This window comes from Phytohabitans aurantiacus, from assembly GCF_027923225.1.
Classification (GTDB): Bacteria; Actinomycetota; Actinomycetes; order Mycobacteriales; family Micromonosporaceae; genus Phytohabitans; species Phytohabitans aurantiacus.
The window spans coordinates 83,421-108,559 of the sequence record NZ_BSDI01000031.1; the positions used below are offsets into that span (position 1 = coordinate 83,421).

At 70.0% G+C, this 25,139-nt stretch carries 16 protein-coding genes; 5 read left to right on the top strand and 11 right to left on the bottom strand.

What is annotated here, in order from left to right; genetic code table 11:
- Positions 1 to 74 precede the first annotated feature (74 nt).
- The 6 genes from QMG73_RS27685 to QMG73_RS27710 form a co-directional block, all read right to left on the bottom strand.
- The gene (locus tag QMG73_RS27685; protein ID WP_281900445.1) at positions 75 to 2,951 is read right to left on the bottom strand and encodes a caspase, EACC1-associated type; all 2,877 of its coding nucleotides are present in this window, start codon (positions 2,949 to 2,951) and stop codon (positions 75 to 77) included.
- Between the two features lie 210 nt (positions 2,952 to 3,161).
- Positions 3,162 to 4,421: a serpin family protein gene (locus QMG73_RS27690; protein WP_281900447.1), complete on the bottom strand. Its 1,260-nt coding sequence runs from the start codon at positions 4,419 to 4,421 to the stop codon at positions 3,162 to 3,164.
- Between the two features lie 315 nt (positions 4,422 to 4,736).
- The gene (locus tag QMG73_RS27695; RefSeq protein ID WP_281900448.1) at positions 4,737 to 5,057 is read right to left on the bottom strand and encodes a hypothetical protein; all 321 of its coding nucleotides are present in this window, start codon (positions 5,055 to 5,057) and stop codon (positions 4,737 to 4,739) included.
- Between the two features lie 60 nt (positions 5,058 to 5,117).
- A complete protein-coding gene (locus QMG73_RS27700; RefSeq protein ID WP_281900449.1) occupies positions 5,118 to 11,306 on the bottom strand; it encodes a S8 family serine peptidase in 6,189 nt (2,062 codons plus the stop codon).
- Positions 11,307 to 11,321: 15 nt separating this feature from the next.
- Entirely contained in the window at positions 11,322 to 11,483 is a 162-nt protein-coding gene (locus tag QMG73_RS27705; RefSeq protein ID WP_281900451.1) for a hypothetical protein, read from the bottom strand.
- 81 nt (positions 11,484 to 11,564) lie between these two features.
- Positions 11,565 to 14,519: an ATP-binding protein gene (locus tag QMG73_RS27710; RefSeq protein WP_281900453.1), complete on the bottom strand. Its 2,955-nt coding sequence runs from the start codon at positions 14,517 to 14,519 to the stop codon at positions 11,565 to 11,567.
- A 161-nt stretch (positions 14,520 to 14,680) separates the two neighbouring features.
- On the opposite strand from QMG73_RS27710, the gene QMG73_RS27715 reads away from it, so the two are divergent.
- A complete protein-coding gene (locus QMG73_RS27715; RefSeq protein WP_281900455.1) occupies positions 14,681 to 15,919 on the top strand; it encodes an HNH endonuclease signature motif containing protein in 1,239 nt (412 codons plus the stop codon).
- A gap of 63 nt (positions 15,920 to 15,982) precedes the next feature.
- Here the strand turns inward: QMG73_RS27715 and QMG73_RS27720 are convergent, their stop codons facing one another.
- Both QMG73_RS27720 and QMG73_RS27725 read right to left on the bottom strand, forming a co-directional pair.
- Positions 15,983 to 16,522 (bottom strand): GNAT family N-acetyltransferase, encoded by a 540-nt coding sequence (locus tag QMG73_RS27720; protein WP_281900457.1) that lies wholly within the window; start codon positions 16,520 to 16,522, stop codon positions 15,983 to 15,985.
- A gap of 102 nt (positions 16,523 to 16,624) precedes the next feature.
- Positions 16,625 to 17,428 carry an enoyl-CoA hydratase/isomerase family protein gene (locus QMG73_RS27725; RefSeq protein WP_281900459.1) on the bottom strand — a complete coding sequence of 268 codons (804 nt, stop codon included), beginning with the start codon at positions 17,426 to 17,428 and terminating at the stop codon, positions 16,625 to 16,627.
- Positions 17,429 to 17,502: 74 nt separating this feature from the next.
- Between QMG73_RS27725 and QMG73_RS27730 the strand changes: the two genes are divergently transcribed.
- Together QMG73_RS27730 and QMG73_RS27735 are read left to right on the top strand one after the other, a co-directional pair.
- Positions 17,503 to 18,078, top strand: coding sequence for a TetR/AcrR family transcriptional regulator (locus QMG73_RS27730; protein WP_281900460.1), 576 nt, complete (start codon positions 17,503 to 17,505; stop codon positions 18,076 to 18,078).
- 23 nt (positions 18,079 to 18,101) lie between these two features.
- Entirely contained in the window at positions 18,102 to 18,671 is a 570-nt protein-coding gene (locus tag QMG73_RS27735) for a DUF4240 domain-containing protein (RefSeq protein WP_281900462.1), read from the top strand.
- A gap of 86 nt (positions 18,672 to 18,757) precedes the next feature.
- Here the strand turns inward: QMG73_RS27735 and QMG73_RS27740 are convergent, their stop codons facing one another.
- Positions 18,758 to 19,453, bottom strand: coding sequence for a hypothetical protein (locus QMG73_RS27740; RefSeq protein ID WP_281900464.1), 696 nt, complete (start codon positions 19,451 to 19,453; stop codon positions 18,758 to 18,760).
- A 133-nt stretch (positions 19,454 to 19,586) separates the two neighbouring features.
- On the opposite strand from QMG73_RS27740, the gene QMG73_RS27745 reads away from it, so the two are divergent.
- Positions 19,587 to 20,261 (top strand): TetR/AcrR family transcriptional regulator, encoded by a 675-nt coding sequence (locus tag QMG73_RS27745; protein ID WP_407676867.1) that lies wholly within the window; start codon positions 19,587 to 19,589, stop codon positions 20,259 to 20,261.
- A gap of 27 nt (positions 20,262 to 20,288) precedes the next feature.
- On the opposite strand, the gene QMG73_RS27750 is transcribed toward QMG73_RS27745, so the two are convergent.
- Positions 20,289 to 21,077, bottom strand: coding sequence for an endonuclease/exonuclease/phosphatase family protein (locus tag QMG73_RS27750; protein WP_281900468.1), 789 nt, complete (start codon positions 21,075 to 21,077; stop codon positions 20,289 to 20,291).
- Positions 21,078 to 21,165: 88 nt separating this feature from the next.
- Complete coding sequence (locus tag QMG73_RS27755; protein ID WP_281900469.1) at positions 21,166 to 24,186, bottom strand: BTAD domain-containing putative transcriptional regulator; 3,021 nt, start codon at positions 24,184 to 24,186, stop codon at positions 21,166 to 21,168.
- Between the two features lie 92 nt (positions 24,187 to 24,278).
- Between QMG73_RS27755 and QMG73_RS27760 the strand changes: the two genes are divergently transcribed.
- The gene (locus tag QMG73_RS27760; protein ID WP_281900471.1) at positions 24,279 to 25,019 is read left to right on the top strand and encodes an SDR family NAD(P)-dependent oxidoreductase; all 741 of its coding nucleotides are present in this window, start codon (positions 24,279 to 24,281) and stop codon (positions 25,017 to 25,019) included.
- Positions 25,020 to 25,139 lie beyond the last annotated feature (120 nt).

Here is a 25,139-nt window from a genome sequence, read left to right on the forward strand (position 1 = left end):
GGTGAGCCGCCCTCATCGACGCCGGCTTACCAGCCTTGGCCGGGCGTAGGAATGTGTTCTACGGACGGGATCATTCACCCCGACGGGGTGGGCTGGACGAGGTGGACCCACCACCGGCGCACCGTCTTGTCGGTGCCGGTAGTGACCAGCACCTCGCCGCCCTGGGCGAACACCATGTCGGTGACGGTGCCGGTATGGCCGCTGAGCGGCATGAGGCCCTGACCTGTGATTGCGTCGAACACCGCCGGATCGCCGCTGTCTTTGTCCACCGCTGCGATGAGCCTGCCGTCCGGGCTGAATATCAGGTCGCCCTTGATGGCCGTGGTCAGCGCTGGCCCGATCGGGTTCTTTTGGGTCGCTATGGCGTAGAGCCGCACCGTCCCCGCCGCGGTGGCTGTGGCGTATGCGGAGCCGTCCGCGTTGAAGCCGGCGAACTCACCGGCGTCGGTGACGTTCGCTATCAGGTTGCCCCAGGGCAGGCTGCGCAGCTCGAAGCTCCTGTCGGTCTTGCGTGCGGCGAACGTCTTGCCGTCTGGGCTGATCCACTGTGGGAACCAGACCTTAGGAAGAGTCGCCGCTGCCGTGCGGGTCGCCACGTCCCAGATCTTCGTCGTTCCACCGGCGGCGCTTGAGACCAGCAGCTTCCCATCCGGGCTGAAACTCATGCTCTGGATCCCGTTGTCGTGGCCTGAAAGGGTGCCCAATGGCTTGCCGGTCAGCGCTTCCCACAGACGCACGGGAGAGTCGAAGGACTTTTCGGCGGCGAGAGTGCCGGCGGTGGCGACGATCTTGCTGTCTGGACTGAACGCGATGTACGCGCTGCCCTCGTGCCCGGAGAGGGTGGCCAACTTCGCGCCGGTGGCGGTATCGCGCAGCTCGACAAGTGTGTCCCCGCCGATCATGAGGCCCATCGGCGTGCCGTTGCCGGTGGAAACGTCGCGCTTGCCGGTGAAGGAGGTGCTGGCGACGACCGTCGCGTCCGGGCTGAAAACGACTCCGTGTTCGGTGTCGAAGGTCGTGGTCTTCGCGCCGGTCGTGACGTTCCACAGCTGTGCGGTTTGCGCGGCGACCTGGGTCGGTGTCTTGCCGAGCGTGACCGCCCACTTTCCGCCCGGGCTCAGCTGGGCAGAGTCCAGTTCCCGATCGTCGCTAAGTGTGGTGTTGCCGATGGCCGCGCCGAAGGACGGCGGTCCCGCGCTGCCTGATTCGCCGTGATCCTGGTCGGCGAGCTGCGAGATGATGCCGATCGTGACGGCCGTGACGACTACGAGCCCGATCGCCACGATCGCGAGGATGCGGTTGCGGCGGCGCGGTCCGAGCTCCTGGACCGGTTGCGGCGCCCCGTGCTCCGTCGGTGGTGCGCCCTCGGGCCGCCGCCCGCCGAGCCGTGGCCCGGCGTCCTGCGGCGTCCCCGCTTGCGGCGCAGCGGATGCGGCATCTGGCGGTGTGGCGCTCACAGTGGACGGCCCGGCTGGGCGCGACGGGCTCTCCAACGGCGTCGCAGGGGGTGGCGACGCGATGGTGGAGAACACGGCAAGCGGTGTCATCGCCGGCGGTGACGGCTCCGCCCTCATAGTGGCTTCCAACGAGGTGGCCGGGGGTGGCGTCGCGGTCGGGGTCGACGGCAATTCCGCGCCTGGTGCGGCGAGGGCCGGCGCGTCGCTGAGGGCTGCCGCGGCCGCCGCCCGTACCTGCACGCTGTCGTCGTTGTCGCGAAGGTCGGTAAGCGCTACGCGGGCGGCCTGACGGTAGCCCTCCCGGGAACCCGCGAGCAGCCCGACCAGCGCCCGTACGGCCTCCAGCCGCAGCACACGCCGATCGCTGGCCAGGTCGGACCGGATCTCCTCGGGCAGCAGGGCGGGACGCACACTGCGGGCCACGACCAACGGACCGGTCGTATCGAAGGCCCACTTGCGCGGCACCTGCCCAACTTGGGCTTCACGTACGCGCTGGGAAGCAAATTCGAACAGCTCGTCAACGGAGATCTCGCCGTCATGATCCAGATCGGCGGTTCCGGTACGCAGCCCGCGCACCAGGGCGTCGGTGAACACGGAGGGCTGCGCTTCATAGGTGGTGATCTGGCCGCCCTCGAACGAGTACTCCGTGGCACTGGAGGCCGTCAGCACCGTGCGTCCCGTGCCGCCGCCACGGAACTCGTCGGCGAGGTGAACCGTACGATCAGCGCGTGCGACGGTGTCGCGGGCGAACGCGCCGCTGTAGCAGCAGTCCAGGATGAGCAGCACCGAGCGGGACGCGGTTTCGCTCATCTGCTCAGAGACAAACGATGCTGGCAGCCCCGTAGCGGTCAGGAAGCTCAGTTCGGTGTCCGCGGCGGCCAGAAAGAGCCTGCCGCGCTGATCCTTGAGCCCATGGCAGGAAAAATGCAGGAGCAGGACGTCGTCGGGATTCCGGTCGGCGAAGAAGGCCGCCACCCGCCGCCGTAAGGTGGCCTCGCCCGCGTCGGTGATCGTGTCGACCTCGAAGGCCCCGATGCTCGGTTCGCCGAGAACCTCGGCCAGCGCCCGAATGTCGGAGACCGGCGAGCGAAGCTGGCTGAGCCCCGGATCCTGGTAGGCGGCATTGGCCACGAGGAGCGCGCTGCGCCGGCCGATCCCAGCCGGCTTCTGCGGAGAGGCGTGACCGGCGACGACGGCGACCTTGACCCGGCGCCGCCGGGGATGCTGCTCCCGCCAGCGCTGTACGAAATCGGCCAGCTGAGCCGCGGACGCCGCGGTAGACAGCCCGGTGACGAGGAAGCCGAGACCAGCCACGATCAGCTCCACCGAACGCGTCCCGGCGGGCGCAGGCCCCGCCACCTCGCGAGCCACGCCGGGTACACCGGAAGCCAGCAGATCCTGCCGCAGCTGGAAGGCGAGCTCCTCGACCTCGGCCAAGTCCACATCCGATTCGGCTGGCGTGATCCGCAGGGACAGGCTGGGCTCTTCGGGCATCATCGCTCCCGGTCAGTGGCACGAGGGAGGCATCGTTGGCGCATCGTAGCGTGACGCGGGATAAACGAGTGTCGCCAATCCGTCCGCCCCGCCATTCCTCATGCGCCTCAACCGGCGGCCCCGCTACACCAGAGCCGCTCAAGGTGCAGGCCGCAATCGCATCGGGCCTACCCGCCCGCTAGCCTCCTACGACCGCCCATCGCCGGATTGCTACGTCAACTGTCCGGTGTGGTCGCCCGCGGCCTCCTCAGGCGGGACGTCCGACGGCTCGCTGACCCAGCCGGAAAACACGGGAACGCCGTCCCACGCGCCCCGGATGGTCTCCCCGTCCTCCCAGCGGCGGTCGACGGCGACGGCGAGCACGGCGTACGGGTGGCCGAAGCGCAGCTCCGCGATCCGCACCACGCCCGGCGGCGGCACGCCATCGAACGTGGCAAATCCGGTGGCGGCGGCCGCCTCGAACCCGTACCGGCCGTACCGGGCCACCGCCGACTGCCTGGCCTCGAACGGCGGCTTCTCCACGCCCAGTAGGCCCGCCATGGCGCGGGTCGCCGCGGGGAAGCCGAGCGCGTCTGGGGTCAGGTCGTGGTCGTCGCGGGCGGACCAGGCGGGCAGTACCGCTTGGTGGCGCTCGGTGATGCCATCGTTCGTGGGTTCCTCGCGGATCGTCCACAACGGATAATCGCCGAGCGGCAGGTCGTACAGGGACCGGCGCGGGCGCGGATCCGAACGGATCGCCGCCGGGCCCACCTCGTACGCGGCGGCGAGCACGTCCGCGGCGCTCACGCCGGGCGCGGCGGCGACCGAGACCACCGCCAGGCCGGTCGTCACGGACCAGTCCGTGTTCGCCTTCGCCGACCCGACGTGCACGATGACGTCCCCGGCGCGTTCGGTCGGCGCGATGTACGCCACATGGCCCTGCTCGGGGGTGCGCAGCACCGTGCTCAGCCGCCCCGCCCAGGCGCTGTCCGCGCCGAGCGCTACGGCCGGCGTCACCTCAAAGGGAAGATCCCAAGACACCTTGGTCGCCAGCGCGCTGGCGAGCAGCAACACCGTCTCCGGGCGCAACTCCAGAGGGAACTCGCCGATCAGGCCGAGGGTGTGGTCCCGCACCCACGCGTCGAGGCGTGCCTGCTCGGGCAGCGAGCCGGTCTGCGTCGACCCCGGCAGCGTCCCGAGCCACTGCTTCAGCGCCGGCGTCTGGACTCCCGGACGGTTCCATACCGCGGTCGCCGACGGCACCAACGGGTGCGGCGCCTCCAGCAGCGCCCGCGCCGCCGCCGCGGCGCTTTCCACGTCCGTGCCCAGCACCTCGGCCAGCTCGTTCCGCGCCGCGCCCGTGCTCGCCGGCCCACACAAGGCGAGCAACAGCCAGGCGCCGATCGGCGACGCGACGTGATGGCGGTCGCCGACGCTCGCGTGGAACCGCGCGGCGTACCGCGCCAGGGGGCCGTACATCTCCGAAGCCATGCGCACCACTGTCGCGGATCAACGCAACGGTGCCAGCGGCCAAGCTCCTTGCGCTGACGCGCCAGGAAACGGTCCCCGGTGACTATCGGATCTAGAAAGCTTTCGCGGTGCGGGTCCGTCCGTCCACATAGGCAACCGGCTGGCTGGATCGGCGGCCATGCGTTGAACTGGTTGTGTGGTCGCGGAGGGCGAGGCCGCGGGAGCAACGGGCATGGACCGCGACGGGCATCGCGGTAGCTCAAGGCCCGATCCTGAACCTGAGGCCCTGCTGCGGCAGGCGGAGGGCGGGTGATGCCGCCCAAAAGTGCGCTGCTATCAGGCCACGCAGGCGCAGTACTGGACGACGTAGGTCAGCAGGACTGCCATCAAGACGACGGACATCACCGCGGCGATCGCCACCCGGCCTGCCAGCCGATCGCTGTGTCTTCTGAAGATCAGCAGCCAAACGCCGTAGCCGGCGAACACGCCGACCGGCGCCACGATCGCAGTCGTCACCACCGGAGCGCGCGTGAAGCCGAATCCAAGCAGTAGGACCAACCCGCACGCCAGTAGCGCCACAGCGGCCTCGAACGCCAGGTCGCCGAGGCAGCCCAGCGGACCGCCGCCCTCGAACCGCACCGCACGAGTATCGCCCATAGATGGTCGGAGCCTCCCCGGCGACTTTGCCGAGGAGGCTCCGACCATTGGTGGGCTGACTCAGAGGCGCGGATCCTCCTGCACCTTCAGGGCGTTGAGGATCGGGTCGCCCTCGCCCTTCTCGCGGTTGAACACGATCGTCAGATCGCCACCGGTGTGCTCGACGGTGACCATGTTCAGGTCCGCGGTCAGCGCGCCTACCTTCGCCTGCACGTCATGGTCGTAGAGTACGACCCTGCCGTTGGCGAGCACGTCGAAGGAACGCTTGCCGGCCTTGACCTTCTCGATCTCCGCGAAGTCGAGGCCGATCCGGTACGTCCCGGCCGGGGCGTTCTTGAACACGTAGCTGAACGTCTTGCCGGTCCGCTGGGTGCGGAACAGTGCGTCGTCCTCGGTGCCGGCGATGTCGGCCCTGGTGGTATTCGCCTTGCCGCCGACGTAGCCCCAGGGCCGCGAGCCGAGCGCCTGGTCAGGCGACCAGAAGAAGCCGTCGGCATCGACGTGCCCCGACCCACCGGCGTCGACGCCCTTCCAGTAGGCCGACGTCGCCAGACGGACCGGCTTGAGCTGGGTCTCGCCCTTGCCGGCGTTCGAGGCCACGAGCAGGTCCCCGACGAGCACGCCGGGCTTGACGCTGGCGTTGTCGGCCGTCACCTTGACCGTGGTGGACGTGCCGGCCGCGAGCCTGACCGTGCCGGTCGCGGCCGCGCCCGTGAGGGTCAGCCACGGAAGCTCGGCGGCCTCGTGCCCGCCGTCGCTGGTGCGCTGCTGCTCGCTGATCCGCACCTCGAGCGGGGCGGAGCCGCTGTTGGTGACGGTCACGTTGGCGGTCGCCTGCTGGTCCTTGTCGAGGAGCCAGTCGAGGTCCCCTCCGGTGACGGTGGCGATGCCCGTGGTCAACGCCGTGTCCATCACCTCGGCCTGATCCTTCTTGGCGATGGTCACCGGGTGGCTGGCGGTGACGTAGTTCGGCGCCTCGACCTGCACGGTGTTCTCGCCGACCAGCGCTTGGGCCTTCCACCGGCCCTTCGCGTCGGTCGTGATGACCCGCTCACCCGCAGGCCCCTTGAGCGTGACGATCGCGCCCTCGATCGGCTTGCGGTCGTTGAAGTCGGTGACCGTGCCCTCGATCGTGCCCGCGGCCGGGAGGGTGTACTCCAGCCCCAGGCCGACGTTCAGGACGGGCTGGTTGAAGGAGTACTGGCCCGCGGGGTTGCGGTTCAGGCTCTCCACACCGACCGTCGCCGACGACCCTCGGGTGAGGGGGTTGTCGCCGCCGACGCCGTCGCCGTAGCCGATCTGGATCCGTCCGTCGGCGATCAGGGTGACCGAGAAGCTGACGCGAGCCGTCTGGTCACTGTAGAAGGCGACGTTGCGCCATTCGACGACCTGCGCCGCCACCCCGTCCACCTCGGTCGTGCCGAAGTAGATGCCCGCCTCGTCGTCGACGACCAGGTCGTCCCAGAACGGGTGGATGGCGTCGATCGGGTACGGGGACGGGAGCGCCGTGTTGCTCCCCGACGAGTTGGCGCGGTCGAAGGTCAGGGTGCCGTTCGTCGTCACGCACACGCCGTCCCAGGCGCTGTCGTAGAACGGCTGGAGGTAGTCGGCGTTGAACCACAGCACGCCACAGAGGTCGTCGCCGTGCCAGCCGGACTCCTTCGTGCCCTGGCGGTAGAGCCCGTCGGTCACCTTCATCGTGTACGAGCGACCGGCGGGGGCCACCGGCACAGGGCCCGGGTCCGGCTGCTCGGGCTGCTCCTCCGGCTCCGCCTCGTCAGCGCGCGGGTCGAGCGTCACCCGCAGCGCGGCGATGCTCGGGGCCTTCAGGCCTTTCGAGCCCCGCAGTTCCACGGTCAGCGGACCGCCCTCGTGCTTCACGACAGCCTTACGCCAGTCGGCGGCGTTTGGCCCCACGGCCGCGGTCGGATCGTACGCGTAGTCCGTCAGCGCTCCGTCCACGAGAACGTCGAACACCCGCTTCCCCTTGGCCACCTGGTCGATTTCGGCGAACCCGAAGTCGATCGCGTAGGTGCCCTTGGGCGCGTCCGGGAAGCGGTAGAACAGCTGCTTGTCCGCCGTGGTGCGCTGCGACTGGAACAGGGCGTCGTCCGTCGTGCCGGCGATCGGGGCCTTCGTGAAGGCGACCTTCGTCTTGCCCTCGTAGCCCCACGACTTCTTGCCGGCGGCCTGGTCGGCGGACCAGGTGTAGCCGGAGCCGTCGGTGAGGCTCGCGCCGCCGGCGTTGACGCCGACCTGGTACCGCGTGGTCGTGAGCGTCACCGGGACGTAGGTCTTGGATTGACGTCCGGAGTCGGACCGGACCACGATGTTCGCGCCTTGGACTCCGGGCTTGGCACCCTTCGAGGAGATCGAGACCTTGACGGTCGTCGACTGACCGGGGGCGAGGGTGCCGCCGGTCGAGGAGAGCGTCAGCCACGGCAGGTCGGTGAGCAGGTCGTCCTCGACGTCGACGAGTACGACGTCGTCGGCGATCTGGTCGGCCGCCCACAGCGCCCCGGTGGCGTCGGTCTCGAGGCCGCCGCCCTGGCCCGCCTTCTGGCCCGGGAACCACCACGCGTTCACCAGCGAGCAGTCGTCGGGGTCGACCTGCAACAGGCGGGTGGGCCGGTTCGAGGTGAGGTCGGTGTACCAGATCGTGTCCGACGCCTGGTTGTAGGCCAGGCCCATCACCTCGGGCAGCGGTGGGGCGCAGAAGGACAGGAGCGCGCCCGGGTTGTCGTGTGACGTACCGGCGACGGTCCCGATCTTGCCGTTCACGCGGCCGCCGACGTAGAAGACGTCCTGGGTCGGGTTGTAGGCGAGACCGGTCAGTTGCAGCGTGGACCAGTCACCCTTGATCTGCCTCGTCTGCTTTCCGGTCTCCCGGTTGAAGCAGTGGATGTAGCTGGCCGGACTGTCCTCCATCTGGCACATGTCACCGCTCTTGGTGTCCAGGGCCATGTCGAACGCCCGGTACGCGGGGTTCCACGACGCGTCGAAGACCTTCCCGGTCCGCTTACCCGTCACCGTGTAGGCGGTGTTGGTCCGCGCGATGTAGTCGTGGACCCAGACGTCGCCGTCGTACCCGATGCCGGAGGGCTCCTTCTCCGCGATCGTGCCGGGGATGGGGATCCGGGTGATGACGTCGCCGCCGGATGTCGCACCGACCTTGGCGGCCGCCTGCGCCTCCGCGGCGCTGGACGTGGTGGCCTTGGCGTCGACGTTCGACGGCTTCATGCCACTCGCACCGGCCTTCCACGCGGCAAGGTCGATCTTGCTGGTTGCACCCGTGCCGGTGCGCGCGGTGGCGCCGGCGGCGTCGAGCTGGGGGTGCCGCGCGGCTTCACCCAGGTTGTACGTGAGGGGAGCGGATCCGTTGTTGGTGAGCGTGAGCGAGCCCACGCCGTTCTGGCCGGTACCCAGCAGCGCGTCGAGGCCGTCGGCCTTCAGGCCGGCGGCGCCCGTGGTCAGGCGCGCGTCGATCGTTGCCTTCGCGTAGAGCTCCTTCAGCGAGAAGGGGTACGCCGCGGTCGTGTAGTTCGGCGTCTCGACCGTCATGGTGTAGTCGCCGATCGGAAGCTGGCGGTGCACGATGCCCGTCCCGTTGGTGGTGACGGTCTCGACGAGCCCGCTCTTGTCGCTGAACGAGACCTTCGCGCCGGCGACCGGCAGCCCGTCGTTCTGGTCGACGACGGTCGCGTCGAGGTACCCGAAGTCAGGCATGTCGTAGGTGACGATCATGCCGTCGTGCAGCACCGGGGCGTGATCGGAGAACCGGATGCCGTCGACGCCGGCCCAGCCCTGGATGCCCGTGATGGCGTGCGCGCCGGCGGTCACCGGATCGTCGGTCCCGACGCCGTCGCCGTACCCGAAGATCATGGTGCCCGAGCGGGTGAGCGTGGCCGAGAAGTTGACCGGCTCCGTGTACTGCGACCGGGTCGGATAGGCCCAGAGCTTGGCGTGGCGGTATTCGACGACGAACGCGTCCTCACCGTTGACCTTGGTGGCCGCCGTGAAGACACCGCCGCCGGCGGCGAACTGGACGGGGGTCTCGACATACAACGGGAAGATGCCGGCACCGCCGTAGCCGGGTGCGGTGCCGCCGTCCGGGGCGATGACGCCGCGCAGGCCGATGCCGAGGGTGTCGTGGCTGCCGTTGTAGAGCGCGATCGGGAACGGCAACCTCACCGTGGCCCACACGCCGCTGTCGAAGGTGACCGGTTCGGTGCCGCGCAGGTACTCGCCCTCGGAGACGGCGCAGCTGTAGCCGCCCTTGTCGACGATGAGCCCGACCGGGATCTCGGGCGACTCGTTCTGCGCACCGACGGTCAGCGGGACCGCCGTGGGCGAGAAACAGGCGTTGGGGTCGACGGCCAGCTTGTACGCGCCCTCGGGGACAGCGGGGATCGTGAACGCGCCGTTGGCATCCGTGCGTACCGGCTTCAGCGGTGTGTCCTTGATGGAGACGTCGGCGTTCGGGACGGGCCGCTTCTTGTCGTCGACGACCCGCCCGCTGATGTCGTGCCTCGCGGCGGCGGTGAGCGGCAGCTTGACGGAGGTGTCCTGGCCGAGGGTGATCGTGACGTCGGCGGTCGCGGTCAGGTAGCCGAAGGCCTTGGTGCTGAGGTGGTAGTCGCCGACCGGGAGGTTCGTCGTGAACCGGCCGTGCTCGTCGGTGCCGATCGACCGGCTGAACGGCCCGCTGATCGTCACGTCGGCGGCGGGAACCGGGGCGCCGTTGGCGGTGACGACACCGGTGAGGGTGCCGCCCTTCCGGGGCGCGAGCTCCAGCAGGCGGACGAGGTCGAGCCGGCCCTCGCCGTACTTGTTGTTGACCTCGGCGGTACCGCCGCACTCGGTGTCGTCGACGTCGATGGCCGACTCGCCGAGCAGGCGGCGGGTCTCGTCGACCTGCCCGATCAGGGTCGGGTCGTAGCTCCAGAGCGCCGCGACGGCGCCGGCGACATGCGGTGCCGCCATCGAGGTACCGGACATCTCGGCATAGCCGCCGTTCGGATAGGACGAAGTGACGCCTTGACCCGGGGCGGAGATCTCGGGCTTGATCCGACCGCCTTCGCCCTCGCCCTTGCGGGAGAACGATGCGAGCCTGCCGTCCGGCGAGTAGGCGCCGACGGAGTAGGCGCTCTCGGCGGAGCCGGGCGAGGAGACGGTGTCGCAGGCCGCGTACGGCGCGGTGTTCCCCGACGACCAGACGCTGAAGATGCCCGCGGCGGTCCAGGCCTCGTCGATGGCCTGGAAGAAGTCGTTGAAGTGATGTTCGGCGTCCTGACCCCACGAGTTGTTGATGACGTGGGGGCGCTTGGACGGATCGGGGTTGTTCCCCTGGACGTCGGTCGGTGCGAGCAGCCACCAGCCGGACCGCAGCAACGACTCGGCGCCGGTGTCCTCGCAGCAGCCGTCCGTCGCGATCCACTGGGCTTCCGGTGCGACGCCGATGTGGTTGGTGCCGTCGTCGCCGACCATGGTGCCCATGGTGTGCGTGCCGTGTCCGTTGTCGTCGCAGGGCGCGCCCGCGCACGAGCTGCGGGTGGCCATCCAGTTGTAGTTGTGGTCGACGGTGCCGTCGGGCTTCGTGCCGCGGTACTGGTGCATCAGGGCGGGGTGGTCGAACTGCACGCCCGAGTCGAGGTTGGACACAGTGATGCCGGCACCGGTGGCGCCCATGGCCCACGACTGCGGGGCGTGGATGGCCTCCAGACCCCACGCGACGGTGTCGTTTTCACCGGCGGCCTTCGGGGCGGCGGGTCGGACGGACCGGTCAGTGGGGATCTTCTCGTCCACGGGCTCGACGAGCGCGACCTGCGGCGTCGCGTGGATCTCGGCGACCTGCGCCCGGGCCGCCACGTCGAGGGCGAGCTTCTCGGTGCCGCCCCTGACGAGCACGGCGTTGGCGATCGGGTAGGAGGTGTACTTGACGCCGGCCCGGTCGAGCTCGGTGGAGACGGATGCCATGGATGCCTTCGCCGCCGCGGTCAGCGCGTCGTAGACGAACTGACCACGAGCGGTCCAGTCGGCGATCTTCTTCGCCGGCCCGAGGTCGGCCCCGGTCTCGAAGGTGATCCAGAAGTCGGAGGACGGCTGCGCGCGGAAGCGGTCCTTCAGAGTCGGCGCGATCTTGCCGGCGGCCGTGCCGGGATCCGGCTCTGCCGCGGACGCCGGCAGTGGCTGGAGCATGCTCAGGCCGACCGCTGCGGCCAGCGTCGCCGCGAGGGCTTTGAATCTCATGAGGGTCCCTTCCGCCTACAGGGGTTGGTAGGGGTCGTGGCTCTTGTGGTCGACGGCACCGTCGGCGTCGTGGGCGTCGGAGGCGTCGCGGGCGCTGTCGTGCGGTTCCCGCGACAGCTCGAGAGGTGGCGGGTGCTCGATGGCGGAGTCGTCACGCTCGACAGGTCGCTCAGGCATGCATCGCCCATGGGCCATGAATCATGGAGTCATGCTCGGGCGAAACGAATGACCTTAGCTATCCAGCGGATACGTCAATCTTCACGACGCGTCGTCGAGGGAGTCCTCTTCGGCGAACACGCCGGCCTCCACCGCCTTGACCGCGAGGGCGGTCCGGGAGCTCACCTTCAACTTGCGCATCGCCGCGCGCAGCTGTTGATCCACTGTGGCCGGAGACTTGGCCAGGATCCGACTGATCTGCCGGTTCGTCTTTCCGGCGACGACCAGCTGGACCACGTCGAGCTCGCGAGGTGAGAGCTGGTCCCCGTACCCGCGCCGGCCGCCGCGCCACAACCGCGGGACCTCGGCGCCGTGCTCGCGAAGCCGCTGTGCGACACGGTCCGCGTCGCCGCGGGCGCCCAGCCTGAATAGCTGCTCGTACTGCGCCGCCAGCAGCTCGCGGCCCTGCTCGATCCGACCCTGCGCCATGAGCGCCTCGGCCTGGCGCTCGCGGGCGCGCATGGCGTCGTAGGGGCGCGGCAACGCGCTCCAGGCGCGCGCCGCCCGGTCGTAGGCCGTCGCCGCCCGAGAGTGGTCTGCGGCTGCGGTGAGCAGCAGGGCCCGGCACACGGCGAGCGCGGCGCGAGGCGCGGGTGCCGTACGGCCGCGTAGTCCCCGGGCGAACTGGTCGACCAGGCGTGTCGCGGCCGTCAGGTCGCCGGCGGCGAGGAGCGCCTCGACCCGGGCGGGAACGAGGTCCGTCGCCCAGATCCAGGTGTTCTTTCGCCGGACGGTGTCCATCGGCTCGTTCGTGATCCGCAGCGCCCGGCGGCTATTTCCGTCCGTCAGCCACAGCCTGGCCAGCGCGGCGGCGGCCTCCATCGTGTCGTCGGCGGCGCCGAGACGGGCAGACTCCTCCAGGACCAGCCGGAACTGCTCCTCCGCGGCGCGCCGCCGTCCGGCCGTGGCCGCCAGCCGGGCAGCGAGGCGAACGCTGCCGAGGTAATGTGCCGGCCGGTCCCGGTCGGCGTCGGCGAGTGCCGCGCTCGTCTCCGCGAGACCGTCCCACCGCCCGGTGTTCCACGCCAGGTTGGCCTGTTCGAGCCGGACGTTGTGCTGCAACCGGGACGCCTGCTCGGCCTCGGCGAGGCGCATGGCCACGGCGAGGTGTTCCTCGGCGTCGGCGTACCGACCCCAGATCAGCGCCCCGGTACCGACATTTGCGTGGATGCGGGCCACGTCGAGACGCTCCGCCGCCGTCGTGCCGTCGACGGGCAGGCCGGCGACGACGTCCCAGGCCTCCTCCTCGCCCAGCATGAGCAACGCCGCGGCTCGGTTTCCGGCCAGGTTCAGCCGCTGCGCGGGGGAGTCGATCTGGGCGGTCAGTTCAGCGGCGCGATCCAGCCAACGCCGATGGGTCGAGGCCGGCCACGGTCCCGCGTAGGCCCAGCCGAGGTAGGTCATCGCCCGAGCCGCCTCGACCGGGTCGTGGTCGAGGTTGGCCACCGCCTGCTCCAGCTCGCTGAGTGCGGCCTGCGCCTCGCCCCCGGTGATCAGGAGCCGACCCAGGGGGTTGCGGATCTCGGCCTGCTGGCGGGCGGAGAGGCCGGGGGTCTCCAGTACCGAGCGCAGGGTACGGATCACGCGGTGGTAGACCCCGTCGACCGGTTCACGACGGCCCAGCGCGGCGACTCCGGCCATGCGCGCGACACGCGCCCGGTCCACCGGCGGCAGTACGGCCCACGACAGCAGATCGACCAGCAGATCGACCGCCTTGGTGTGGTCACCCGAGGCCATGGCTAGCTCGGCGCCTTGCTCGGCGTACCGCGCCCAGGACCGCGTCTCGCCGGCCTCGCGGAAGTGGTGGGCGAGGCGCGCCACGGGCGGGGGATGGAGTTGCTCCAAGGCCCGGCCGGCCAGCAGGTGGAAGTGCCTGCGGTCGGTCAATGGGATCGCCTCGTAGACAGCGGTTGCGGCCAGCACATGCCGGAACCGCCACCGGCCGCGGTCGTCTCCGTCCAGGACACCGGCGGCGGCCGCCTCCGCGATGGCGTCTCGGCACGCGGCTGGTGACAGGTCGGCGGTCATCGCGATCGTGGCCACCGAGGAACGCTCGGCCAACGTGGCCGCCGCGCGCAACCCCTGCTGCGCCGTCGGCGACAGACGGCTCACCCGCTCCCGGGTGGAGTCGCGCACCGTCGGCGGAACCCGTAGCTCGCGCAGCTTCAGCCGGACCCACTGCCCGTCGCGGAAGACGAGGTCGGCACGGTCGCACATGAGGCGGACCGACTCCTCCACGGCCAGGGGAACGCCGCCGGTCCGGTCGTGCATGAACGTCGTGAACTCCTGCGAGATCGGGTTGCCGTCCAGCATCGAGGACACCAGCGCCGCCATGTCGTCGGGTCGCATGGGCGCCAGGGCGATCCTCAGCTGGGTCACGCCAGCGGGCAACCGGGACGTCAGCCGCAGCAATAGCGATCCGTCGTCCACTTCCTCCGGCCGATAGGAGATCACGAGGCTGGGCCCATCGGACTGCTGTCGCGAGACGACGAACAGCAGGAACTCCAGGGTGACCTCGTCGGCCCAGTGCGCGTCCTCGAGCACGAGAACGTCGACACGCAGAGCCCGCAGCAACTCGTGCAGGGCACGGAACAGGCGATGCCGGGCCGCCTTCGCATCGTCCAAGGACGGCAGTGCGGGCGGCAGGTTCGAGGACCATTCAGGGAACAAGGGCCGTAACGCGCCCGCGAGCTCGGTGAGCCGCACGTGCGGCGCCGGGCGCTCTATCCCCTGGAACGCGTCGACGATCGGCCCCAACGTCAGCGACTCACGAAGCGGTGGGCATACCGACACCAGGGCGGTGCGCTTGTCCGGCGCGGCCAACCACTCGCGCAGCAGCCGGCTCTTGCCCATCCCCGCCTCGCCCTCCACCAGCACGATCGCCGGAGGCCGGGCCAGAGCGCCCCGCAGCGCCGCCAGCTCCCGATCGCGACCGACGAAACGCGGCGTGGAAACGGTCGGCGAGGTCCCGTCGTCCTCGGGCGAGGGGTCGAGCATGCGCGATGATCTCGCGGTTCGGCGCTCGGGCACAAGACCATCGCGTCGCTAACCCTGGTCAGGGGGTCGCGGCGGCATATAACTTTTCGGCGGCCGGCGTGTCGGCCGGCGTGTCGCCTGGCGGGGCAACGATCACCGCACAAACGTACGAGAATCAATGTGTGCGGGAATTGTTGGAGCAGCTTCGGGAGATCGCCGGCCAGTGCGCCGTTACCCCGGCATGGTCGCTGTCCAACCCGGATCTCGTCGACGCCCTCCACGCCGCGCACGACGCGCAGCAGATGCTCGCCGCCACCACACTCCACCTCATTCGCGAAATCGAAGGCCGCAACCTGCCCATCGCCCAGGAAGCCGCCAATACCGCCGTGTGGCTCCGCGAACGCCTCCACGTCAGCATCCACACCGCACGCCGCACAGTCGACCTGGCCCAGGCGTTGGATAGGCGGCCGGTGCTGGACGCGGCACTATCGAGTGGCACTGTCAACATGGAGCAGGCCCAGATCGTCGCCAAGACCGTCCACGATCTGGCCGACGAAGCGTCGCCGGATATGGTCGACCTGGCCGAGAAAGCCCTGATCGCGGAGTTCGCCGCCTGGGAGCCGGCCACCTTCCGCAAGGCCGCGGAGCGGATCCTCGCGCACGTGGCACCAGAAGTGGCCGACGAAGCCGACCGACGCGCCGCCGAGCGGGATGAGAAACGCGCCCAACGGACGCGGGCGTTCACGCTGACCAACAACGGTGACGGCCGGTTCCGGGTCACCGGCTGGCTCGACGCTGAGGCCGCCGCGATCGTCAACGCCGCCCTGGATCCGCTGTGCAAGCCAGACCTGGAACGCACACCGGCCCAACGCCGCGCCGACGCCCTCGTGGAGGTGTGCCGGCTCGCGTTACGCACCGAGCAACTGCCGGACAACGGCGGGGACCGGCCACAGGTTGCGGTCACGGTGCCGTACGACGTCGTGCGTAAAGAACTGGGCGTCGGGCAGCTCGACACCGGCGAACGGTTGACCGCCGAACAGGTGCGACGGCTGGCCTGCGACGCCCACATCCTGCCCATCGTGCTCGGTGGGCAGGGGCAGATCCTCGACGTCGGACAGCAACGGCGCCTGTTCACCGGACCACTACGACGAGCACTCGTCGCACGGGACGGTGGATGTGCCTTCCCCGGCTGCGACCGACCCCCACAATGGTGTGACGGCCACCACATTCGACACTGGACAGACGGCGGCGATACCGCGCTGAACAATGGCGTCCTGTTGTGTGGATACCACCATCGGCTGATCCACCGCGGAGAGTGGGAGGTGCGGATGGCCGATGACGGCAGGCCCGAGTTCATTCCACCGGCCTATGTGGATAGTGAGCGTAAACCTCGCCGCAACATCTACCACCAGCGGACATAGGACTCATTACCCACCTGCCAGACCAGACCTCACTCAAATGCCGATGAGCGCTCGCGACTTAGGCTAGGTCCGCAGGTTGAGCTCGAGAAAGACGATGCCCTTCATGCCGGTTGTCGCCGTCTCGGAGCCGGCGAACGGCTCAACTTCGGTGAACCCGACGGACCGGTAGATGGTCAGGGCCTCTGTCATAAACGTCGCAGTCTCCAACCGCACCACGTCGAACTTTTCGGACCGCGCGGCGTCGAGCAGCCGTTGGAGGATGGCGCGGCCGATGCCCAATCCGCGGGCGACGGGCTCGACGTACATGCGTTTGATTTCGCCGCGCCGAGCGTCGGCGGCTTTGAGCCCGCCGACGCCGACCGGTTTGCCGGAGATGTGAGCGGCCAGCAGCATCCCCGGTGGCGTGAGGAAGCTTGGCGACTCGTTCCGGAAGAGTGCGTTATGGTGCCGCACGGCTTCCTCCGGATCGCCGAAATCCACGCCGTTGTCGGCCGCCATGCGTTCGACGACCATCCGCACGTATCGGTCGAGCATCGGTTCGAGCGGGGTGAGCTCTGTCACCGGCTCGAGCTGAAAGGCGGTCACGCGCTCAGCTTGCGGCATGTCGATCGGCCCTTGTGCGCAATTCGCCTCGCCCGGGCCGTGAGGGCGGTCACCCCGTCATGCACATCCCGCATGCTGTCGGCGTGAGTGCGTTCGTGAGGGTCAGGTGGTCATGCTGAGGAGTTGGCGGGCGTACGAGTCCCGCAATTCCGTGACCAGACGGTGCTGCCATGCTCGGCTGATGATGCCGTGGGTCATGCGCCGGGCGGTGCGAGGCCTGGCCATGATCTGCGCGGCGAGGTCGACGGCGCGGGGCATCAGGTCGGCGCGGGGGAGGACCTCGTTGACGACGCCGAGACGTTGTGCCTCCTCGGCGGGAATTCCCTGGCCGGTGTAGACGACGTGGCTGGCCCGTTTCGGGCCGGCAAGTTCGCGCAGCGCAAGGTGCATGCCATCGCCGGGAGCGGTGCCAGCACGGAAATTGCCGTCACCGAAGACCACGTCCGGCGTGCAGAGGGTCAGGTCGCACAGTAGCGGGAGTTCGAGGCGCGGACCGGGGCCGTTGATGGCCGCGATGGTGGGGACGTCGATGTCGAAGATGAGTCGTTCAAGGATTTTGACTCCGTCGTTGTACTGCTCGTCGACCAGGTCGCTGTCCCACTGAGACAGCGGCTGGGTGAAAGAGTTGGCCTCGACGCCGGCAAGCCAGGACTCACCGGTGCCGGTGATGATGACGATCTCGTTGTCCCGGTCGGCGCCCACCTCGCGCAGCAGCAGGCTCCAGGCGTTCAGCAGCCCCCTGGACCAGAGAGCTGCCTGCCCCTGTCGGTGCATGCGGATGGTGAGAATGCCGTCGTGCCGGTCCAACTGGAAGTGAGGGGCGAACCGGGCTCCGTACTCGCTCAGTGCCGGCCCGGCGATGAAGTTTCCCAGGTCGCGGTCCCGTCTGGCGATGGCTTCGGACATTCGGACCCCCTGGGTCGGCCACTAGATGGGGTCTTACCCCAGTTATGCTGTCGAGCATAACAGGAGGCAATCTGGTGAAGGATCGACAGCGTCGGGTTCGAGCGGACTTCCTGGCCAATCGCGAGCGGATTCTGCGAACCGCCGCGCAACTGTTCGGCGAACGCGGCGTGGATCTGCCGCTGGACGAGATCGCGGTGGCCGCTGGCGTCGGCTCGGCGACGCTGCATCGCCACTTCAGCGGCCGGGTGGAACTGGTGCACTCCGTGCTGGACGCGGAAGCCGGTCGGCTCGCCACACGGGCGGTCGAGCTGTCCTCACACGGGCACCCGGAACAGGCGCTGCGGGTATGGCTGCTCGAACTCGTCCAGTTCAGCACGTCCTTCCGCGGGCTCGCGGTCCTACTGGCCGCCAATGACGCGGACACGACGCTGGAAAACCGGCATCACGCACTGACCGATGCGTGCCGACTGCTGCTGACCTCGGCTCAGGCGGCCAAACGCATCCGCGCGACGATCGACGCCAGCGATCTGCTGAAGCTCGCACACGGCATCGCCGTCGCCTCAGCCGGATCACCCGACGTGGCCGGCCGCCTGCTCGACATAGTCACCGACGGTCTCCGAGTTCCACCCACGACGCGAAGCGGACACTGACGACCGGGCTTACGATCTTGGCTGTGGACAGGCAGATGTTCTGGGCGATCGTGGAGCAGGCACGCGCCGCTGTGGGCGAAACTGTCACGGCAGAGTCGGCCGACGCGGTGGCACGGCAAGTGGTCACACACCTGACGGGGCTTGGCCCGGCGGCTGCCATCCAGTTCCAGCACGCCTATGACGTTGTCAATCAGGAGGCATATCGCTGGGACCTGTGGGCGGCGGCGTATCTCATGCGAGGTGGCTGCTCCGACGACGGATTCGACTACTTCCGCGGCTGGCTGGCCGCGCAGGGCCGTACCACCTGGGAGCAGGCACTGGCCGACCCGGACTCGCTCGCCGATGTCGGCGTCGATCCTGACGACGACGTGATCGAGTGCGAGAGCATGCTCGCGGCCGCGAGCCATGCCTATGCCGAGACCACCGGCGACGACGAGGCGTTCTGGGAAGCGCTGGACGTAGATCGTCAAGACCGTCCCGAAGCCGGGTTCAACGGCCCGGCCGGCGAGAGCTTCGACTTCGATGACGCTGAGCAGATGCGTGCACGCCTGCCGCGCCTCTCGGCCATTCACTTCCTCCGGCCGCGTGGTTGATATCGAGCTCCGGTCTGTTGAGACGACTCCTAATGTGCCGCCGATAGAGCGCGGTGGGGGAAGGCATTTGACCGCCTTCATCTCGGTCACGACCGGACGAGGCGCACGCCGGTCGCGAGCAGCCAGACGAGCCAGGCGGCGAGCCCCAGTAACCCGACGAAGATCAGCGCCGAGCCGTCGGCGATCGCGAGGTTGCCGAGCCCCGCGGCGAGTAGCAGGCTCCCGCCCACCAGGCCCAGCAGGCGCTGCCAAGCCGGAGTCAGCCCGCTCGCGTGCGTGGCGAAGGCCGCGCCGATGAAGGTGGTGCCGAGCGTCGGTAGCGCCAGCGCGAACGCCGCCGCGTGAACCTGCCAGACGAGCTCGAACGCGGGCGTCGGCTCGGCGAGCCCGCCGGCGGAGAGCGCGAGCCCGTTCTGCAGGACGTTGACAAGCACGAAGATGGCCGACAGCGTCGCGCCAGCGGTCAAGGTGAGGCGCGACCAGTCGGCGCCCGCTCCGCCGCGCCGCCCCACGAGGCCGTGCAGGCCCGCCACGAACACGAGCAGCAGCGGCAGGTTCAGGGCCACCAGACCGGACGCGATCGCGACCGAGCCGCGGTTGGCCGCGTAGTAGGACAGCACTTCCTCGATCGGAGCGCCGAAGGTCGGCGCGCCCGTTCCGGCCAGCACCGCGTTCTCTATCACCACCGACACCGCGAACGCGATCGCCGCGGCGCCGACGAGCCGGCCTCGACCGAACCAGCCGCGGGCTCGCGTGGTGGCGGTGTTCCGCGGTGATCTCATCTCTTACTCCTTCGGTCGGTAGCCCGACCTCGTCGCGGACCCGGCTCGCTGGTTCGTACGGTGTACGTCGTACGCCGTACTATGGTCGTACGCTGTACGATTGTCAAGCCGTTCAAGGGGAGCGAGGAGACCCGTGTCTGTGAGGAAGCAACGCCAGGTCGCGTCAGACGCGGGGCTGAGCAAGCAGCGGGTGGTGGCCGAGGCGGTCCGGCTCGCCGACCGCGAGGGGGTCCACGGGCTGAGCATGCGCCGGCTGGCTGACGCGCTCGGCGCGGGCGCGATGTCGCTCTACCACTACGTGGCGAACAAGGAGGAGTTGCTGGACGCGATGATCGACGTCGTGTTCGAGGAGATCGAGCTCCCGCCCGAGGAGACCGACTGGCAGTCGGCGATGCGACGGCGGGCGATATCCGCCCGGCAGGTGCTCGCGCGCCACCCGTGGGCGATCAGCCTGATGGAGTCGCGGACATCGCCGGGGCCCGCGCACCTCCGCCACCGCGAAGCTGTCACGGCCTGCCTAAGGAAGGCTGGCTTCCCGGTACTGATGGCGACGCACGCCCACTGGTTGCTCGACGTCTACGTCTACGGGTTCGCCCTGCAGGCAGCCAGCCTGCCGTTCGACACCGCCGATGAGTTCGCGGGCATGGCCGAGGACGTCTTCCTGCCCCAGCTTCCTCCTGACGAGTTCCCCTACCTCAACGAGTCCGCCGCGGCGCTCGTCGCTGCCGGGTACGACCCGGCAGGGGAGTTCATCTTCGGCCTCGACCTCGTCCTGGCCGCCCTCGAGCCCCTGAGAGCCTCCGCATAGTCGGCGTTCTCACCGACCGGTCGCGTCTCATGGGAGGGAGAGGGTCGCGCGCAGGCCGAGGTGGTCGGAGAGGGCGACCGGGCCGCCGGGCAGCGGTTCGGTGCCGGTGAACAGTACCTCCGTGGCCCGCACCGTGATCGCGTCGGACACCAGGATGAAGTCGATGCAGTACGGCGTCTGACCATTGTGGAGGTACTCGGCGCGGAACGTCGGCGGGCAGCGACCGTCGAACGCGTCGGTCAAGCCCGACTTCGCCACGAAATCCCGATGGAGCACGCTGTCGCCGGCGACGTTGAAGTCGCCGCACACGACGGTCGGCGCCTGGGCGTCGCGCGCGACCTCGGCGAGGCGGGTGAGCTCGCTGCGCAGCAGCGGGGTGTACCGGTTGGACTCCGACCAGTCGCCGTCGAAGTTGGCCACCGGGTGGGTGTTGACCAGTCGCGCGTGCGGGCCGGCCAGCTCGGTGACCAGGGCGCCCTTGAGCGTGGCGTGGAACAGCGCGCGCAGCGGCAGGTCCGCGGTGCGCCGCGGCAGCGGGAAGCGGTGGTAGCGGGTGCGGGCCACCGGGAGGCGGGACAGCGTCGCGAGGCCGCCCGCCGGGCCGGCGACGGACGGCCGGAAGCTGACGTGGCGGAACGACGGCATCCGGGTGGCCAACCGCCGGAGATGCCAGTACGTCAACAGTTCCTGGAAGCACACGACGTCCACTGTGGACGCCTCGAAGGCGGCCGCGATCGCCGCGTACCGCTCGGCCAGCTGCGACCTTCGCAGCGGGATGCCCCGGGTGTTGAGCGACGCCACGCTCATCTCCACCATCGACGGTCCTTCCCTTCGTCCATGATCGAGGCGTCCGTCGGGAAGCGGGAACGCCTCGATCATGAGGATAGAAGGAGGGCGCACCGCATCAGGCTCGGGTCGAGACGCTGCTCGCTAGGGCTGCTTCGATGCGGTTGACGTCGCCGCGTTCGCCGGCGGGTAGCGGTGCGCCCGCGGACTCCCGCAGCCGCGCTGCCGCGCCGAGCAGGCTTTTCGCGCGCCTTGGCTGGCCTGCTAGGAGCTGGGCGCCAGCCAGTCCCTCCAGAGCGAGTGCGACCGCCCTCGGGTCGCCGGTGCGCCGGGCCGCGGCGAGGCTTTGCGTGTGCAGCTTGAGGGCGGCGTCCCCGTCGCCGCGCTGCTCGGCTGCGAAGCCCAGCTCGGCGAGGATGAGCGCCGCGCCGTTGTCTGCCTCGAACGTGCGGTTCCATTCCAGCCATGGCCCGAGCAGGGCTTGGGCTTCGGCGTACCGGCCGCGGCGGCGCGCGGACAGGGCGAGCCCCACCTCGGCGAATTCCTGACCGGCCAGGTCGCCGTGCTCGACGGCGACCGCACGACCGCGTTCGTGCAGTTCGTCGGCGCGGTCGTGGTCGCCTTCCAGCAGGGCGATGCGGCCGAGTTCGGACCAGCGCATGGACACGTCCGGCCACAGTGCGAGGTCCTCGGCGAGCTCGACTCCTTCGCGGTGCCATGCCGCCGCGGCGGAGTAGTCGCCGGCGATCTCGGCGAGCCTGCCGAGTACGGCGCCGGCCTGGACTTGGCCCCAGCGGTCACCTGTCTCGCGGAACAAGGTGCGGCTCTGCTCAGCGTCCACCATGGATCCGCCTAGGTCGCCGCGGACGTGGCGTTGTAGGGCGCGGACGGTAAGGGCGGCGGCGATGCCCCAGCGGTCGCCGAGGTCTTCGAACGCGGCCAGCGCGGCACGGGTGAGGGTCTCGCCGACCGGCAGGTCGCCGAATCTGGTCGCGGCGTAGCCGAGGAACCAGCCGGCCATCGCGCGTTCGCGAGGGTCGGTGAGGGCGTCGTGCAGACGCAGTGCGGTGTTGCTGTCCGCTTGCTCGCCGGCGAGCTGCCGGAATCCGGTGTGCCAGGCCGCGAGCGTGGTATCACCGGCGGCTGCCGTCGCCCGCCGCGCCTCGGCGAGCCGGCCGCGCAGGAACCAGTACCACATCAGCGCACGCGTCAGGCGAGGCGCGCCGCGGTCGTCGCCGAGCGCGCGGCGCAGGTTGCCGCTTTCGGTGTCGAGGCGGCGCAGCCAGCGCTGCTGGTCTGGTCCGCGGAGGTGGGCGGCGGCCTGCTCGGCGAGCGCGGTGTAATACGCCGCGTGCGCGTGCCGGAGCAGGTCGTGCTCCCGCGAGTCCAGTTGCTGCTCGCAGTACGCGGACACCGACTCCAGCATGCCGTAGCGCGGGCCGTCGGCGGTGTGCGCGGCCACGACCAGCGAGCGGTCGACCAGGCGCGCCAGCAGGTCGAGCACCTGCGAACTTCGGACGTCGTCGCCGGAGCACACGGCCTCCGCGGCGGCGAGCGTGCAGCCGTCGGCGAAGACTGCCAGCCTGCGCAGCACCGCCCGCTCGGCCGCGGTCAGTAGGTCCCAGCTCCAATCGAGTACCGCGCGCAGCGTGCGCTGGCGTGGGGGTGCGTCCCGTGGCCCGCCGGTGAGTACGGCGAACCGGTCGTGGAGCCGTTCGGCCAGTTCGGTCGTGCCCAGGACCCGCACGCGAGCCGACGCCAGTTCGATCGCGAGCGGGATGCCGTCGATGCGGCGGCAGATGGTGGCGACGGTCTCGGCGTTGTCGGCTGTCACCGCGAACCCCGGGGAGGCGGCTGCTGCCCGCGCGGCGAACAGTCGCACGGCGCCCGAGCGCAGCACGTCCGCCGTCGAGGCGCCCGGCTCAGGGACGTCCAGCGGCGGCAGCTCCCGTAGGTGCTCGCCAGAGACGCCGAGCGGCTCCCGGCTGGTTGCCAGCACGCGCACGTCTGGTGCCCGCAACATCCGGGGAACGAGTGCGGCGACGGCTTCGACGACGTGCTCGCAGTTGTCCAGTACGAGCAGCAGCCGCCTTTGCCGCAGCACATCGACGAGCCGGTCGGCGGGGGAGCGGGGTCGGGAGCCTTCGCGGATGCTGAGCGCGGCGGCGACGACGTCTGCCAGCGCGTCCATCGCGGTCTCCCGCGGCAGGCCGGCGAGCTCGACCAGACAGACGTCGTGTTCGGCGCGCGCTACTTCAAGCGCGATCCTGGTCTTGCCCACCCCGCCCGGCCCGGTCAGCGTCACCAGGCGGTGCGTGCGAAGTAGCGTACGCAGGTCCGCGACGGCTTCGTCCCGGCCGACGAGTTCGGTCAGCGGCGGGGGCAGCGGCGTCGGGGGTGTGGATGGCGGCGTGGAGGGCTCGCCGCGCAGCATCCGCTGGTGCAGCGCGGCTAGCTCGGCGGCCGGTTCGAGTCCTAGTTCGTCGTGGAGCAGGCGGCGCAGCTGGCGGTACCCGTCGAGCGCCTCGGTGGTCCGGCCGGCGCCGTGCAGCGCGCGCAGGTGCGCGGCGCGGAGACGTTCCCGCAGCGGGTTCCGATCGACGAGCCCGCGCAGCTCAGCGGCCAGCGCCGCGTGGTCCCCCAGCCGCAGGCGCGCCTCGGCGTAGTCCTCCCACGCCGCCAGGCGCTGCTCCGCCAGCGCGGCGGCCGCGCTGCCGGCGAAGGGCTCGTCGGCGAACCCGGCGAACGGGTCACCGCGCCACAGGTCGAGCGCCTCAGCGAGCAGCGCCGCCCGCCCGGCCGGGTCCATCTCGCGCCGTGCGCGCCCGAGCAGCGCCGTGAAACGGCCACTGTCGACAGCGTCCAGCGGCACGTTCAGCCGGTAACCCGGCGGATGGTGCGCGACGAGGCCGCCGCCGATGGCGCGGCGCAGGCGGGACACGACGGTCTGTAGCGCACCCGACGGGTTGGCGGGCAGCGCGTCACCCCACAGGTCGACGACGAGCCGGTCGGCGGACACGACCCGTCCCGGGTCGATGAGCAGACGCGCCAGCAGCGCGCGAACCCTCGCCTCGGGCACCACGACAGGGTCACCGCCCGGCTTCCACACCGCGAGTGGCCCGAGCACCCCGAAACGCATGCGACCACGGTAACCGCCAGCCAACCGACAGCAGATCGAAAGCGTCACTGGGCACAGTCGCCTGGTCAATCGACGACGAAATGGAGTAGGTCATGAAGAAGGCGGTTGTCACCGGCGGTACCCACGGCATGGGGTTGGCGATCGTGCGGGAGCTACTCGCACGCGGCGCCGAGGTGGTGCTGACGGGGCGTAACGAGCGGAACATCGAGGAGGCGCGCACGGCGCTGAAGGGTGAGGCGGCGCACGTCGTGCGCTCCGACGCGGCGAGCATGGCCGACATCGCCGCGCTCGGCGACCTGGCTCAGGAGCGGCTCGGCAGCGTCGACTACCTGTTCGTCAACCACGGCATCGCACAGTTCGCCGAGCTGGCTGAGGTGACAGAGGAGGCGTGGGACCGGCACTTCGCGGTCAACACCAAGGGCGCGTTCTTCACCGTGCAGCGGCTCGCCCCGCTGCTCAACGACGGCGGCGCCGTGGTGTTCACGACGGTCGCCAACGATGTTGTTTTCCCCGGGCTCGCAGCGTACTCGGCGTCGAAGGAAGCGATGCGCGCCTTCGCGCACGTACTCGCGGTGGAGCTGCTGCCGAGGAAGATCCGGGTGAACAGCGTGGCCCCGGGATACATCAAAACCCCCACGATGGGTGTGGCCGATCTTACCGAGGAGCAGCGCCGGGAGTTCGAGCGGCAGGGCGACGAATCCACCCCGCTGCGCCGCAACGGCACCGTCGAGGAGGTCGCCGCCGCCGCGCTATTCCTGGCCGAGAACGCCACGTTCACTACCAACGTCGAGCTGGCCGTCGACGGCGGCTTCGCGCAAGGGCTGGGACATTGAGGTGACCAAGGTGTTCGACAGCCCGGACCCGTCGGTCGCCGATACCTGGCCACTGATGGCGCCAGCGGCTGTGGCAGCTGATGGTCACATCGCGCATGCGCCCCTCGCGTAGAGGTCGGG